The 13,614-nt window shown below is 70.4% G+C and carries 7 protein-coding genes; all 7 read left to right on the top strand.

The features are described from left to right. Positions 1–19: 19 nt before the first annotated feature. The 7 genes from FHR56_RS10775 (at position 20) to FHR56_RS10745 (ending at position 13,592) form a co-directional block, all read left to right on the top strand. Positions 20–1,018: a nucleoside hydrolase gene (locus FHR56_RS10775; protein WP_160946360.1), complete on the top strand. Its 999-nt coding sequence runs from the start codon at positions 20–22 to the stop codon at positions 1,016–1,018. A gap of 503 nt (positions 1,019–1,521) precedes the next feature. Next, the gene (locus FHR56_RS10770; protein WP_184502617.1) at positions 1,522–6,411 is read left to right on the top strand and encodes an alpha-2-macroglobulin; all 4,890 of its coding nucleotides are present in this window, start codon (positions 1,522–1,524) and stop codon (positions 6,409–6,411) included. A 459-nt stretch (positions 6,412–6,870) separates the two neighbouring features. Then, on the top strand, positions 6,871–8,031 hold the full coding sequence (locus FHR56_RS10765; protein ID WP_160946358.1) for an MFS transporter: 1,161 nt from the start codon (positions 6,871–6,873) through the stop codon (positions 8,029–8,031). 28 nt (positions 8,032–8,059) lie between these two features. Beyond that, entirely contained in the window at positions 8,060–8,719 is a 660-nt protein-coding gene (locus FHR56_RS10760) for an HAD family phosphatase (RefSeq protein WP_184502490.1), read from the top strand. Further along, positions 8,716–9,507 (top strand): DeoR/GlpR family DNA-binding transcription regulator, encoded by a 792-nt coding sequence (locus FHR56_RS10755; protein WP_160946357.1) that lies wholly within the window; start codon positions 8,716–8,718, stop codon positions 9,505–9,507. The genes FHR56_RS10760 and FHR56_RS10755 overlap by 4 nt, the downstream gene beginning before the upstream one ends. Positions 9,508–9,718: 211 nt before the next feature. Next, positions 9,719–12,631, top strand: a complete 2,913-nt coding sequence (locus FHR56_RS10750; RefSeq protein WP_160946356.1) for a TonB-dependent receptor — start codon at positions 9,719–9,721, stop codon at positions 12,629–12,631. Positions 12,632–12,650: 19 nt separating this feature from the next. Further along, the gene (locus FHR56_RS10745) at positions 12,651–13,592 is read left to right on the top strand and encodes a glycerophosphodiester phosphodiesterase family protein (RefSeq protein WP_160946355.1); all 942 of its coding nucleotides are present in this window, start codon (positions 12,651–12,653) and stop codon (positions 13,590–13,592) included. The last annotated feature ends 22 nt before the right edge of the window (positions 13,593–13,614 follow it).

Genomic DNA, 13,614 nt, shown 5'->3' with positions numbered 1-13,614 from the left:
CTTTTTTTGGGAGATGCGCATGCGCGCGCTGAAGCAATGGGCAGCGTTGGCACTGTTGATCGTGGCGACCTGGGCGACCGATGTGGTGGCGGCCCCGGCATCGTCGCCAGTGACCGCACCGGTACAGAAGGTGGTGGTGTCCACCGATGTCGGCGACGACATCGACGATGCGTTCGCGCTGGCGTTGCTGTTGCGCAGCCCGGAACTGCAGGTGCTGGGTATCGCCTCGGCCTGGGGCGATACCGGCCTGCGCGCGCAACTGCTGCAGCGGCTGCTGCAGCAGGCCGGCCGCAGCGAGATTCCGCTGGCGATCGGCCAGCGCACCGACAGCACGATTCCCTTCAGCCAGGCGCGCTGGGCGGCGAAGGGTACGCTGCCGCGCAAGGCGCCGGATGCGGCGCAGTTCATCCTGGATCAGGCGCGTCGTCATCCCGGCGAAGTCACCCTGCTGGTGCTCGGCCCGCTGACCGACGCGGCGCGCGCGTTGCAACGCGACCCGGCCGGCTTCGCCCAGCTCAAACAGGTGGTTCTGATGGGCGGCTCGGTGCGCGCGGGCTACGGCAAGTCGCGCTACCGTCCGCCCAATCCGCCGGCGGCCGAGTACAACATCGCCGCCGATATCCCTGCCGCGCAGCGCGTGTTCGGTGCCGGCGTGCCGATCGTGATGCTGCCGCTGGATGCCACCCAGGTGACCCTGGAGGAGCCGGAGCGGGTGGCGCTGTTCGCCCATGGCGAGCCGCTGACCGACGCGCTGGCGCAGCTCTACTACCAGTGGCGCGACACCGACCAGCCCTGGGCCAGTGCCACCCCGACCCTGTTCGACGTGGTGCCGGTGGCGCAGTTGCTCGACCCGGGCCTGTGCCCCACCGTGCCGCTGCGCATCGTGGTCGACGACAAGGGCTACACCCGCGAGGCACCGGTGGCGGACGCGCCGGGAGCTGCGGCCAACGCCCAGGTGTGCCTGGCGCTGGATCGGCCGCGGCTGATCGCGTTGTACATGCAGCGGTTACTGCGCTGACGTGTAGTCGCGATGACCGGGGCAGCTGGCTGATTCGTTGCTCTGCAGTCGGGACTGAAGTCCCTCTCACAGGGGAGCCAATCCGATGGCCCATGCCGACAGCACCCACGGCGCAAGCCTCATGTGGGAGGGACTTCAGTCCCGACGAGTGGAGCCATCTGCGCACCCAGGCCGTCGCGTCGGGACCGACGTCCGCCTACATGGCCTCGAGGCGAGGGCGCGGGTACTCGCTTAGGGGGTAGGAGCGGCTTCAGCCGCGACGGGCGTTCCCGGGAATGCCCGTCGCGGCTGAAGCCGCTCCTACGGAGGCTCCACGGCGATCGGTGGTGCCGTGGCGGGAGGGACATCCGCGCCGACGGCGGCCTGCCGCGCACATGCCGACGGATGGCGCGTCTTCGCCCCTCCAGCCGTCGCGCCGGCGCTTTATACTCGCGCCACATTCAAGGAGCGAACGCATGCACACGGATTCGAAGCGGCGCTGGGCGGGCCTGCGCGCGGGGTTGATGGGGACGTTCCTGGTGCTGGGCCTGGCGCTGGCGCTGGGCGGCTGCAAGCGCAATGAATCCGGGCAGTTGCCCGAGGCCAGCGGCGAACCGGTGAAGGGGCAGAAGGAAGCGATGAAGGGCTTCGGCCTGGTTCGCGCCTATCCCGACCAGAAGGGCGACGGGCTGTCGCTGGCGCTGGAGTTCTCGCGGCCGCTGGTCGGTACCCAGGATTTCGACAAGCTGCTGCGCTTCGAGGAGAAGGTCGGCGCCGACGAGAGCGCCTGGTCGCTGTCCGACGACGGCAAGACCCTGCGCTATCCCTACGTGGAGGCGGCCAAGGACTACACGGTGGTGATCTCGGCCGACCTGCTGGCCGCCGACGGCAGCCGCCTGGGCAAGCCGCTCAAGCAGAAGGTCTACACCGGCGAACTGACGCCGGCGGTCGGCTTCGCCTCGCAGGGCAGCGTGCTGCCGGCGCGCGAGAGCCGCGGCCTGCCGGTGGTCTCGCTCAACGTGCCGGAAGTGGACGTGGAGTTCATGCGGGTCAAGGACAGCGCGCTGCCGGCGTTCTTCGCCCAGTACCAGCGTGGTGGCCGCCGCGGCACCTGGGAGCTGGACAGCGACTACGGCGACCACACCCCGATCTCGCAACTGGCCGACTCGGTCTATACCAACCGCTTCGTGCTCGGCGGCGACAAGAACGAGCGTGCGCTGACCTACCTGCCGATCCAGGAGATCAAGGAGCTGCAGGCGCCCGGCCTGTACTTCGCAGTGCTGCGCCGCCCCGGCAAGTTCGACAACGAGTACGACACCGCCTTCTTCACCGTCAGCGACATCGGCCTGCACGCGCGCGCCTACAAGGACAAGCTGTTCGTGCACACCGCCTCGCTGCAGAGCGGCGAGCCGCTGAAGAAGGTGGAGCTGCGCGTGCTCAACGCCGACGGCGAGCTGTTCCTCAAGGGCCAGACCGACGACAACGGCAACGCGCTGCTGAACTACACGCTCGACGCCGGCCAGGTGCTGGTGGCGCGCAGCGGTACCGACCTGTCGATGCTGCCGTTCAACCAGCCGGCGCTGGACCTGAGCGAGTTCGCAGTGGCCGGGCGCGAGAACGCCTGGTTCGACGTGTTCGCCTGGTCCGGCCGCGACCTGTACCGCCCCGGCGAGACCGTGCGGGTCTCGGCACTGCTGCGCGACAACGACGGCAAGCCGGTGCCGACCACCGGCAAGGGCGCGCAGCCGGTGTTCCTGCGGCTGAAGCAGCCCGACGGCAAGATCTTCCGCGAGACCCGGCTGCAGCCGGGCGAGCAGGGCTATTTCAGTTTCGAGCAACTGATCCCCGCCGATGCGCCGACCGGGCGCTGGCAGGTGGAGTTCCGTACCGACCCGACCAGCAAGGAAGCGGTGCAGGGCATGACCCTGCGCATCGAGGAGTTCCTGCCCGAGCGCATGAAGCTGGACCTGGACAGCGCGCAGAAGACGCTCAAGCCGGGCGAGCCGTTCAAATTGCAGGCCACCGCCGCCTACCTGTACGGCGCGCCGGCCGCGGGCAACCGCTTCACCGCCAAGCTGGCGGTGGCGGTCGAGCAGCATCCGGTGGAGGCGCTGCCGGGCTACTTCTTCGGCGACCCGACGCTGCAGTTGCCGCGCGAGGCCAAGGACGTGGTCGACACCGAGTTCGGCGCCGACGGCAAGCTCAGCGAGGACCTGGCGCTGCCCGACGAGGCCAAGCCGACCAGCACCATCGCCGCGCTGGTCTCGGCCAGCGTGTACGAGACCGGCGGCCGCACCGTCACCCGCACGCTCAAGCGCGTGCTGTGGCCGGCGCCGGCGCTGGTCGGCGTGCGCCCGCTGTTCGACGACAAGGACGGCGCCGACGCCAACGCCAACGCGCGCTTCGAACTGATGCGGGTGGATGCGCAGGGCAAGCCGCAGCCGGCCAAGGGCCTGAAGGTGACCCTGGTGCGCGAACTGCGCGACTACCACTGGGCGTTCACCGACAACCGTTGGGACTACGACTTCACCCGCCGCTTCGAGAACAAGCAGACGCTCACTGTCGATGCCGGCGCCAGCGCCGCCAAGGTCGATTTCCCGGTGGAGTGGGGCGAGTACCGGGTGGACGTGTTCGACCCGGCCACCGGCCTGACCACGCGCTATCCGTTCCATGCCGGCTGGAGCTGGAACGACGACAACCGCGGCCTCGACGCGCGCCCGGACAAGGTCAAGCTGGCGCTGGACAAGACCGGCTACAAGGCCGGCGATACGCTCACGGTCACCCTGACCCCGCCGCACGCCGGCCCCGGCCTGCTGATGGTCGAGAGCGACCGCATGCTGTACGTGCAGGACATCGACGTGAAGCCGGGCAGCCGCTTCGAGATCCCGGTGACCAAGGACTGGGAGCGCCACGACGTCTACGTCACCGCGCTGGTGTTCCGCGGCGGCTCGGCGCCGAGCAAGATCACCCCGGCGCGCGCGGTCGGCGTGGCCTACGTGCCGATGGAGCGCAAGGCCCGGCGCGTGGCGGTCGGCCTGGTCGCGCCCAAGCAGATGCGCCCGGAGCAGCCGCTGCCGGTGACGGTGAGCGTGCCGGAGCTGGCCGGCAAGCAGGCGCACGTGACCATCTCCGCGGTGGACGTGGGCATCCTCAACATCACCCGCTTCCCGGTGCCCGACGCCAACGCGCAGTTCTTCGCGCAGCGGCGCCTGGGTGTGGACGCCTACGACATCTACGGCCGGGTCATCGAGAGCTTCGAGGGCGGCACCGGCAAGCTGCGCTTCGGCGGCGACATGGCGCTGGCGGCGTTGCCGCAGGCCAAGCGCCCGACCGCGCGGGTACAGACCGTGGACCTGTTCTCCGGCCCGGTGCAGCTCGACGCCAAGGGCAACGCCCGCGTGCAACTGCCGGTGCCGGACTTCAACGGCACCCTGCGCGTGTCGGCGCTGGTGTATTCGGACGAGCGCTACGGCAATCGCGACGTGGAGACGCTGGTGCGCGCGCCGGTCGTGGCCGAGGCCAGCATGCCGCGGGTGATGGCGCCGGGCGACCGCAGTACCGTGACCCTGGACGTGCAGAACTTCACCGGCCAGCCGGGCGAGTTCAAGGTGCGGGTCGACGGCGAGGGCCCGTTGGCGATCGCCGACAATGCGCGCAGTGCCAAGCTGGGCAAGGACGGCAAGGCCACCCTGAGCTTCCCGCTGGTGGCGCAGGAGGGCTACACCGTGGCCAAGGTGCGGGTGCGGGTGGAGGGCAATGGCTATGCCGCCGACCGCCGCTACGACCTGCCGGTGCGCGCGGCGTGGCCGTCGGTGCTGCGCACGCAGACCCGCGTGCTGGACACGCTGGCGCCGGTGACGCTGGGCGCCAGCGACGCCGAGGGCCTGATGGCCGGTTCGGTCAGCGCGCGCATGCTGGTCAGCGCCTTGCCGCCGATTCCGTTCGCCAGCGCCCTGCAGGGCGCGCTGCAGTATCCCTACGGCTGCGCCGAACAGACCACCAGCAAGGGCTACGCCGCGCTGCTGCTCGACGACGCCACCGCGCGCCTGCTCGGGGTCAAGGGCCTGGATGCGGCCACGCGCCGCGCGCGCATGGAAGGCGCGTTCGGGCGGCTGGCCTCGATGCAGGTCTCCAGCGGCCACTTCTCGATGTGGGGCGACGACGGCTACGTCAATCCGGGCCTGACCCCGTACGTCGCCGAGTTCCTGCTCGACGCCAAGGACGCCGGCTTCGCGGTACCCGACACCGTGTTGCAGAAGGCATTGAACCGGCTCAGCGAGGACCTGCTGTCCGGCGGCAACAACTTCTACGGCCAGGACCGCCGCGAGAACCTGAAGTTCGCCAACCAGGCCTGGTCCGGCTACGTGCTGGCGCGGGTCAACCGCGCGCCGCTGGGCACGCTGCGCGCGCTGTACGACAACGACCGTGGCAAGGCGCTGACCGGCCTGTCGCTGGTGCACCTGGGCGTGGCGCTGTCGCTGCAGGGCGACAAGAAGCGTGGCGAGGCGGCGATCGCTGCCGGTTTCGCCAAGGACAGCGCCGACCGGCCGCGCTACTTCGGCGACTACGGCAGCGTGGTCCGCGACGATGCGCTGATGGTCGCGCTGCTGCACGAGCGCGGCCTGGCCAAGCCCGAGTACGACGCGCGGGTAGTGGCGCTGGGCCGCGAGCTGGACGCGCGCCGCCGCGGCGGCTGGCTGTGGCTGAGCACGCAGGAGCAGGTGGCACTGGCGCGCATGGGCAAGGCCTTGCTCAACAGCCAGACCGCGCAGGTGTCCGGGCAGTTGAGCATCGGCGACAGCAGCGAGGCGATCGCCCCGGCCAAGGCCTTCGGCCGTCAGTTCGACGAGGCCGAGCTGGCGCGCGGCGTGCACTTCGTGCCGCAGGGCCAGCCGCCGCTGTACGCTAGCCTGGAAATCGCCGGCGTGCCGCGCACCCCGCCGGCGGCGGACGACAGCACGCTGAAGGTGGAGCGCAGCTTCTACGGCACCGACGGCAAGCCGTGGACGCCGCAGCCGCTGAAGGAGGGCGAGGCGCTGATCGTGCGCGTCACCATCACCTCCGATACCAGCATGCCCGACGCGCTGCTGACCGACCTGCTGCCGGCCGGCCTGGAGATCGAGAACTTCAACCTGGGCGACGCCAAGCAGTGGGCGGACGTGGTGGTGGACGGCATCGAGATCAGCGACCGCTCCAACGCCGCGGACGTCAAGCACGAGGAGTTCCGCGACGACCGCTACGTGGCCGCGCTGAGCCTGTCGGCGGGCAGCAAGGCGCAGGTGTTCTACCTGGTGCGCGCGGTGACCCCGGGCACCTACACGGTGCCGCCCTCGCTGGTCGAGGACATGTACCGCCCCGACCTGCGCGGCGTGGGGCGCAGCAACCCCGGCACGATCAACGTCGTGCAGCCCTGACTCCTCTCTCCCTCCGCGAGAAGGCCGGAGGGGTGAGGGGATGACCGCCAGCGGAGCCGCCTGACTCCCCTCTCCCCCGGGAGAGGGGCCGGGTCTGAGGGTCCGGCCGCCAGGGAAGCCAGCTGACTCCCCCTCCCTCCGGGAGAGGGGCCGGGGGTGAGGGTCAGGCCGCCATGGAAGCCGCCCAACTCCCCTCTCCCCCCGGGAGAGGGGGCGGGGGTGAGGGTCCGGCGGAGACCGCCGCGCCCGCCGCACCGCAGCTACATTCCCGCGTTCGCAGCACCCAGACAGGACCCGACAGGGTCCTGTCGTCGTTTCGGTGCCACCGCATGCGTGGATCCCGCCAAGCCCATGCAGTGGTAGCCGCCATCACTGTCTCTGATGTCGATTGATTCACGTTTTTGCACGATTACGCACGTTCGTCTAAGCTGGCCCGGCACCGTTCGCCAGGGTTTCCGCATGCCGTCCGCTTCGCCGCCCGCTCCAGCCCCAGCGCCCACCGTCTCCCGCGCCGTCGCCGCCACCCGCGGCATGTTCCTGCTGTCGGGCATGGCCATGGCCGCCTGGGCGCCGATGGTTCCCTACGTCAAGGCGCGTTTCGCGCTGGACGATGCGCGGTTGGGCATGGTGCTGCTGGCCTTCGGCGCCGGCTCGGTGCTGGCGATGCCGCTGGGCGGCCTGCTCAGCCACCGCCTGGGCGCCCGCACGGTCATCGTCGCCAGCGCGCTGGCGCTGTGCCTGGCGTTGCCGGCACTGGCGCTGGCGCCCAGCGTGCCGCTGCTGGTGGCCGCGCTGCTGTACTTCAGCGCGGCGCTGGGCGCGCTCGACGTCTCGATGAACGCGCATGCGGTGGAGGTGGAGCGGCGCCTGCAGAAGGCGGCGATGTCCGGCTTCCATGGATTGTTCAGCGTCGGCGGGCTGATCGGCGCAGCCGGCATGAGCGCCTTGCTCGGTGCCGGCCTGCCGCTGCTGGCCGGCGCCATGCTGGTCGCCACGCTGTTGCTGGGCGTGCTGCTGTGGCAGCGCAGCGGCTTGCTGCGGCACGCTGGGTCGGCCACCGAAGCGGTGCCGCTGCGGCTGCCGCAGGGGCCGGTGCTGCTGCTCGGCGCGCTGTGCTTCGTCTGCCTGCTGGCCGAGGGCGCCATGCTCGACTGGAGCGCGGTGCTGCTGCGCGAGCATCACGGCCTGGCGCCCAGCGCGGCCGGGATGGGCTATGCCGCGTTCTCGGTGGCGATGGCGCTGGGCCGGCTCGGCGGGGATCGCCTGGTGGCCTGGCTGGGGCCGGTGCGCATCGTCGCCCTCGGCGCGCTGCTGGCGGCGGCCGGACTGGCGCTGGCCAGCATCGGCACGTGGCCGGGCAGCGGCCTGCTCGGCTGCGTGCTGGTCGGCCTGGGCGCCTCCAACCTGGTGCCGGTGATGTTCGGCGCCGCCGGGCGCATGCCCGGCACCTCGCCGGCGTTGGCGCTGGCGACCTTGACCACGCTCGGGTATACCGGCCTGCTCGCCGGACCGGCGCTGATCGGATTCCTGGCCCACGCCATCGGCCTTCCGCTGGCGCTGGCCGCGGTGGCGGCGCTGTTGCTGCTGGTCGCCGCCGGCGCGCGCCTGGTGCGTCGTTGATCCCCACTTTCGCCTGCAGGAGCCTGTCATGCTGTCGTCCCCTCTCTCTGCCGCCTCTTCCCTGGACACCGTGGTGTTCGATCTCGGCGGCGTGTTGATTGACTGGAACCCGCGCCATCTGTATCGCCGCCTGTTCGACGACGAGGCAGCGATGGAGGCCTTCCTGCGCGAGGTGTGCAGCCCGCAGTGGAACGAGCGCCAGGACGCCGGACGGCCGTGGCACGACGCCGTGGCCGAACTGAGCGCGCTGCATCCGGCGCATGCGCCGATGATCGCCGCCTACCACGCGCGCTGGCCGGAGATGCTGGGCGGCGCAATGGACGCCACGGTGGCGGTGCTGGAGGAGCTGCGCGGGCAGGGCGTGCGGCTGTACGCGTTGACCAACTGGTCGCACGAGACCTTCCCGATCGCGCGCGAACGCTACCCGTTCCTGCAGTGGTTCGAGGGCGTGCTGGTGTCGGGCGAGGAGCGCCTGGTCAAACCGGATCCGGCGATCTTCGCGCTGCTGTGCGAACGCTACGCGATCGCGCCGGCGCGGGCGGTGTTCATCGACGACGCGCCGCGCAACGTGCATGCCGCCGCGGCCACCGGCATGCACGCGCTGCAGTTCCGCGATGCCGCCACGCTGCGCGAGGACCTGGTCGCGCTGGGCCTGCTGCCGCCGCGCACCGACGCCGCGGCGCCATGAGCGGCGAGCGCGATACTCTGCCGCAGGAGCGGCAACAGGCGATCCTGCGGCGCCTGCGCGAGCACGGCCGGGTGGTGGCGGCGGAACTGGCCGAGCGCTTCGCCGTGTCCGAGGACTCGATCCGCCGCGACCTGCGCGAACTCGCCGCGCAGGGGCTGTGCCGGCGCGTCTACGGCGGCGCGCTGCTGCCTACCCCGACCTTCGCGCCGTTGCCGCAGCGCCAGGCCGAGCACGCCGAGCGCAAGCACGCGCTGGCGCTGGCCGCGGTCGCGCTGGTCAAGCCCGGGCAGCGGCTGCTGATCGATGCCGGCTCCACCAACAGCGCCATCGCCGCGGCGCTGCCGGCAAGGCAGGGGCTGAGCGTGGTCACCAATGCGCCGGAGATCGCGCACCTCCTGCTGCGCCGCGAAGGCATCGAGATCCTGCTCATCGGCGGACGCCTGGATCCGCGCAGCGGCGCGGCGGTCGGTGCCCAGGCGCTGCAGCAACTGCGGCAGTTGCGCGCCGACCTGTGCTTCCTCGGTGCCTGCGCGATCGACCCCGAACGCGGCCTGTGGGGCGTGGACGACGAGGAGAGCGTGTTCAAGCGGGCGATGGTCGAGGCCAGCGCCGAGACCGTGGCGGTGGTGACCAGCGACAAGCTCGGTACCCTGGCCGCGCACCGCGTGGTCGGCGTGGAGGCGATCGACCGGCTGGTGGTCGAACACGACGCCCCGGCCGGCGTGCTCGCCGCGTTCGCCACGCAGGCGGTGCAGGTGCACCGCGCCGTGCCTCCGGCGGCGGACTGAGGCGCCCGCCAGACTGTCTCTGATTCGGCCGTGTCCGGCACGGCGCACGTGGCTGCAGCGTGCGCGCAACGCCCCTCGCAGCACGGGCGGCCCATTCGCCTCTCCGGGGATCGCGATGTCTTCGCGCTTTCCGCTCGCCGCCATCGGGTCGTCATATCCCTGGGATTAAATAACGAACTTTAAGTTACTTAATCTACCGGGGGACATTGTCATGCAACCACTCACCCATCGGCGCCGCGTGCTGATCGTCTGCGCGCTCGCCGCCAGCTGCCAGGCCGCGCTGGCGCAGGACGCCGCGTCCACCACGGCGACGGTCGCCACCGACGCCAGCGCCGTCGCGGCGACCAGCGCGCCGGCCGTCGGCGACACCACCCCCACCACCGCGCCCCCCGCTGCCGCCAGCGACGACGGCACCACCACGCTGTCCAGCGTGAAGGTCACCGGCGTGCGCAAGGCCAATGCCGCCGCGATCGAAAGCAAGCGTGCCGCCACCAACATCACCGACGTGGTCAGCTCCACCGACGTGCGCGCGCTGCCGGACACCACCATCGTCGAGGCGCTGCGCCGCATCCCGGGCCTGTCGGTGCTGCCGGCCACCGACAACGAACATCCGCGCGACGAAGCCGCCACCCCGGTGCTGCGCGGGCTCGGCCCGTCCTACAACAACGTCACCATCGACGGCCTGACCGTCGCCTCGCCGGGCACGCCCAACGGCACGCTCGGCTCGATCACCCGTGGCGTGCGCCTGGACATCCTGCCGGCCTCGATGGTCAGCGAACTGCAGGTCATCAAGACCTTCACCCCGGACCTGGACCCGAACGCCACCGGCGGCGCGATCAACCTCAAGACCCGCAGCGCGTTCGAGAACGGCGGCAAGCCGTTCTTCACCGCCGAAGCCTCGCTGGGCCACGCCAACGACGTGGGCAAGCCGCGCGACCAGGACGACCCGGGCTACCGCCTGCTCGCCACCGGCAGCCGCACCTTCGGCAGCGAAGGCGAGTACGGCCTGACCCTGTCCGGCAACTACCAGACGCTGAGCAGCTACACCGAAACCCACATGACCACCGACACGGTGCACTACGGGTTCTACGACAGCACCGGCGCGCTGCAGAGCGGCAGCAACCTGGGCAATGGCTGGGCCGTGCCGCAGCAGGACAAGTACTGGTACGTGATGGACAAGCGCGACCGCTACGGCCTCACCGGCAAGTTCGAGGCGCGGCTGAGCGCATCCCTCCAGGCCTACGCCATGGCCGGCTACTACTACTTCCGCGACAACATGGAGCGCAACGAGATCATCCTCGATCCGCGCAACCGCAATCGCGTCTACAACCAGACCGCCACCAGCGGCACGTACCCGGTCGGCGACGTGGAAGTGGGCTATTCCAACCAGATCACCACCACCCGCACCAAGCTCGGCCAGACCGGCTTCGAGTGGCGACCGGACGACCGGCAGGTGCTGTCGGCGCGCGCGTCCTGGTCCGATGCCACCTATGCCGAGCCGATCAAGATGATCAAGTACGTCACCGGTGCGCAGCGCCCGGCGGCGGTGCCGACAGGACAGACCGGCGCCGGCGTCACCGTGGTGCCGACGGCGGCCTATGGCTTCAACTACGACACCTCCGCGCTCAACCAGCGCTTCCCGATGTCGGCGCAGGCGTACTACGACTACGACAACTACAGCCTGCTGTACTGGCGTCCCGACTACCAGCGCAATGCGCGCGACAAGGTGCTCACCGGGCGGCTGGACTACGCCTTCAACCGCGGCGAGATGGACCGCGGTTTCGGCTTCGGCAGCGGCCTGAGCTACACCCGCGACGAACCCGGCTTCGACATCTACCGCGTGGAGTACCAGCCCAACCGCAGCGCGCCGCCGCTGAAGATTGCCGACGTGCTGGCGCCGTCCAATGCGCCGATGCGCTACCTGGGCCTGAACCTGATCGCGATCGATCCGAACAAGGCCAATCAGGTGCTGGAGGCGACGCCGCTGAGCGCGTTCAACCGCACCGACCAGAGCGCCTTCAGCAACCAGGACAACTTCAGCCATCGCGAAGAAATCTTCGGCGCCTACGGCCTGGTCGGCTATCGTACCGACGATTTCGATGTGGAAGCCGGCCTGCACTACGACCATACCGACCAATCCACGGTCGGCCGCCAGCGGCAACTGGACGTGGCCAGCGGGAACTACGTCTACGTCGATGCGCCCACCGATTCGCGTTATGCCAAGGTACTGCCGTCCGCGGTGATGACCTACCACGTCAACGACCGCCTCGACCTGCGCGCCGGCGCCAGCCGCACGCTCGGCCGCCCGCCCTACGACGCCTATGCCGCGCGCACCTCGATCGGCTTCGTCAACAGCAGCGACATGGGCAATCCCAACGCGCAGGGCGTCACCGTCACCATCGGCAATCCCGACATCAAGCCGCGCGTGTCCACCAACCTGGACCTGTCGCTGGAATGGCGCCTGCCCGACGACGTCGACGGCATGCTGGCCGCGGCGCTATTCGACAAGCGCATCCAGGACGAGATCTTCACCCTCTCGCGCACCGACCAGTTCAGCTTCAACGGCACCACGTACTCCAACGTGCTGATCAGCACCCCGGCCAACGCCGCCAAGGCGCATGTGCGCGGCCTGGAATTGAGCGCGGTGCTCAACACCCTGTTCCCGGGCGTGCCGGCGCTGTCCGGCCTGGGCGCCAGCGCCAACCTGGCCCTGCTCGACGGCGGCATGGACGTGCCGTTCACCAGCGGCAGCGCGCCCAACCTGGTGCAGCGCCAGCGCACCGTCGATCGCCTGGTCGGGCAGCCGGACTACACCGCCAACGCCTCGCTGTTCTACACCATCGGCGGGGTGGAACTGCGTGCGGCCTACAACCGCCAGGGCAAGGCGCTGCGCGCCATCGTCAGCAACATCGCCTGGCAGGACCTGTACTGGGCGCCGCGCTCGCAGCTGGACCTGTCGGCGACCTGGGCGGTGAGCAAGCAGCTCAGCGTGGTCGGCCAGATCAGCAATGTCACCCACAGCCGTCTCACCAGCTTCACCGGCCCCGGCGAGAACCTGCTGAAGGACAGTTATTCGATGCCGACCACCTACTGGCTCGGCCTGCGCTTCACCCCGTCGCTGTGACCGTTGTCGGAGACCTCTCATGAACCTGCTTTTCTCGCGCGGCGCGGTCATTGCCGCACTGCTGACCGCCACGGCCCCGGCCGTCGCCGCCATCGCCCCAATCCAGGCGCGCCTGGCCCATCTCGACGGCGGCATCTTCGTCGTCGCCCACCGCGGTTGCCACAATCCTGCGCCTGCGCACGGCTTCGCCGGGCACGCGCCGGAGAACTCGCTGCTGGGCCTGGAGCGCTGCGTGGCGTTGGGCGTGGACATGCTGGAAACCGACATCCGCCGTGCGGGCGATGGCACCCTGGTGATGTTCCATGACGCCACCGTCGACCGCACCACCGACGGCAGCGGCAAGGTCGCCGAACTGACCTGGCCGCAATTGGCGCGGCTGCGCCTGCGCGACGACGAGGGCGGCGCCGATGCGCCGCTCACCGACCAGCATCCAGTGACCCTGCAGCAGATGCTGGCCGCCGCCAAGGGCCGGATCATGCTCAACCTTGACGTCAAGGCGCCGATCTACGCAGAGGTGGTCGACGCCGTGCGCCGTGCGGGCATGGAGCGCCAGGTGGTGGTCAAGACCGAAGTCGGCGTCGCCAGCCAGGACCTGGCATCGATGCCGCCGTTCGACCGGATCAACTTCACCCCGGTGCTGCTCAACCCGCCGGGGACCGACGACCTGGTGCAGACCGTGCGCACCCAGACCGGCGGCAAGGTGCGGCCGGTGGCGATCGAACTGCCGCGGATGCGCCTGGCCCAGTTGCCGGCGGTGGCGGCCTTGGCCAAGCAGCGGCAGGTGCGGCTGCTGGTCAATACGCTCTGGGACGGCTTCGTCGCCGACGTCGGCGGCGATGCCGATGCGGTGCGCGATCCGGAGGCCGTGTGGGGGCGGCTGTACCGCGCCGGCATCGGCGCCTTCCAGACCGACGAACCGGAAGCGCTGCTGCGCTATCGCGCCTCGCTGGAAAAGCCCTGACCCCGCAGCTGGCCGCGCCACT

The organism is Xanthomonas sp. F10 (assembly GCF_014206815.1).
GTDB classification, from domain to species: domain Bacteria; phylum Pseudomonadota; class Gammaproteobacteria; order Xanthomonadales; family Xanthomonadaceae; genus Xanthomonas_A; species Xanthomonas_A indica.
This window is presented reverse-complemented; position numbering and strand designations above follow the sequence as displayed.

Excerpts from the sequence above, each read along its gene's own strand:
- FHR56_RS10775 (WP_160946360.1), top strand. The coding sequence starts at position 20 with ATGCGCGCGCTGAAGCAATGGGCAGCGTTGGCACTGTTGATCGTGGCG.
- FHR56_RS10770 (WP_184502617.1), top strand. The coding sequence starts at position 1,522 with ATGGGGACGTTCCTGGTGCTGGGCCTGGCGCTGGCGCTGGGCGGCTGC.
- FHR56_RS10765 (WP_160946358.1), top strand. The coding sequence starts at position 6,871 with ATGCCGTCCGCTTCGCCGCCCGCTCCAGCCCCAGCGCCCACCGTCTCC.
- FHR56_RS10760 (WP_184502490.1), top strand. The coding sequence starts at position 8,060 with ATGCTGTCGTCCCCTCTCTCTGCCGCCTCTTCCCTGGACACCGTGGTG.
- FHR56_RS10755 (WP_160946357.1), top strand. The coding sequence starts at position 8,716 with ATGAGCGGCGAGCGCGATACTCTGCCGCAGGAGCGGCAACAGGCGATC.
- FHR56_RS10750 (WP_160946356.1), top strand. The coding sequence starts at position 9,719 with ATGCAACCACTCACCCATCGGCGCCGCGTGCTGATCGTCTGCGCGCTC.
- FHR56_RS10745 (WP_160946355.1), top strand. The coding sequence starts at position 12,651 with ATGAACCTGCTTTTCTCGCGCGGCGCGGTCATTGCCGCACTGCTGACC.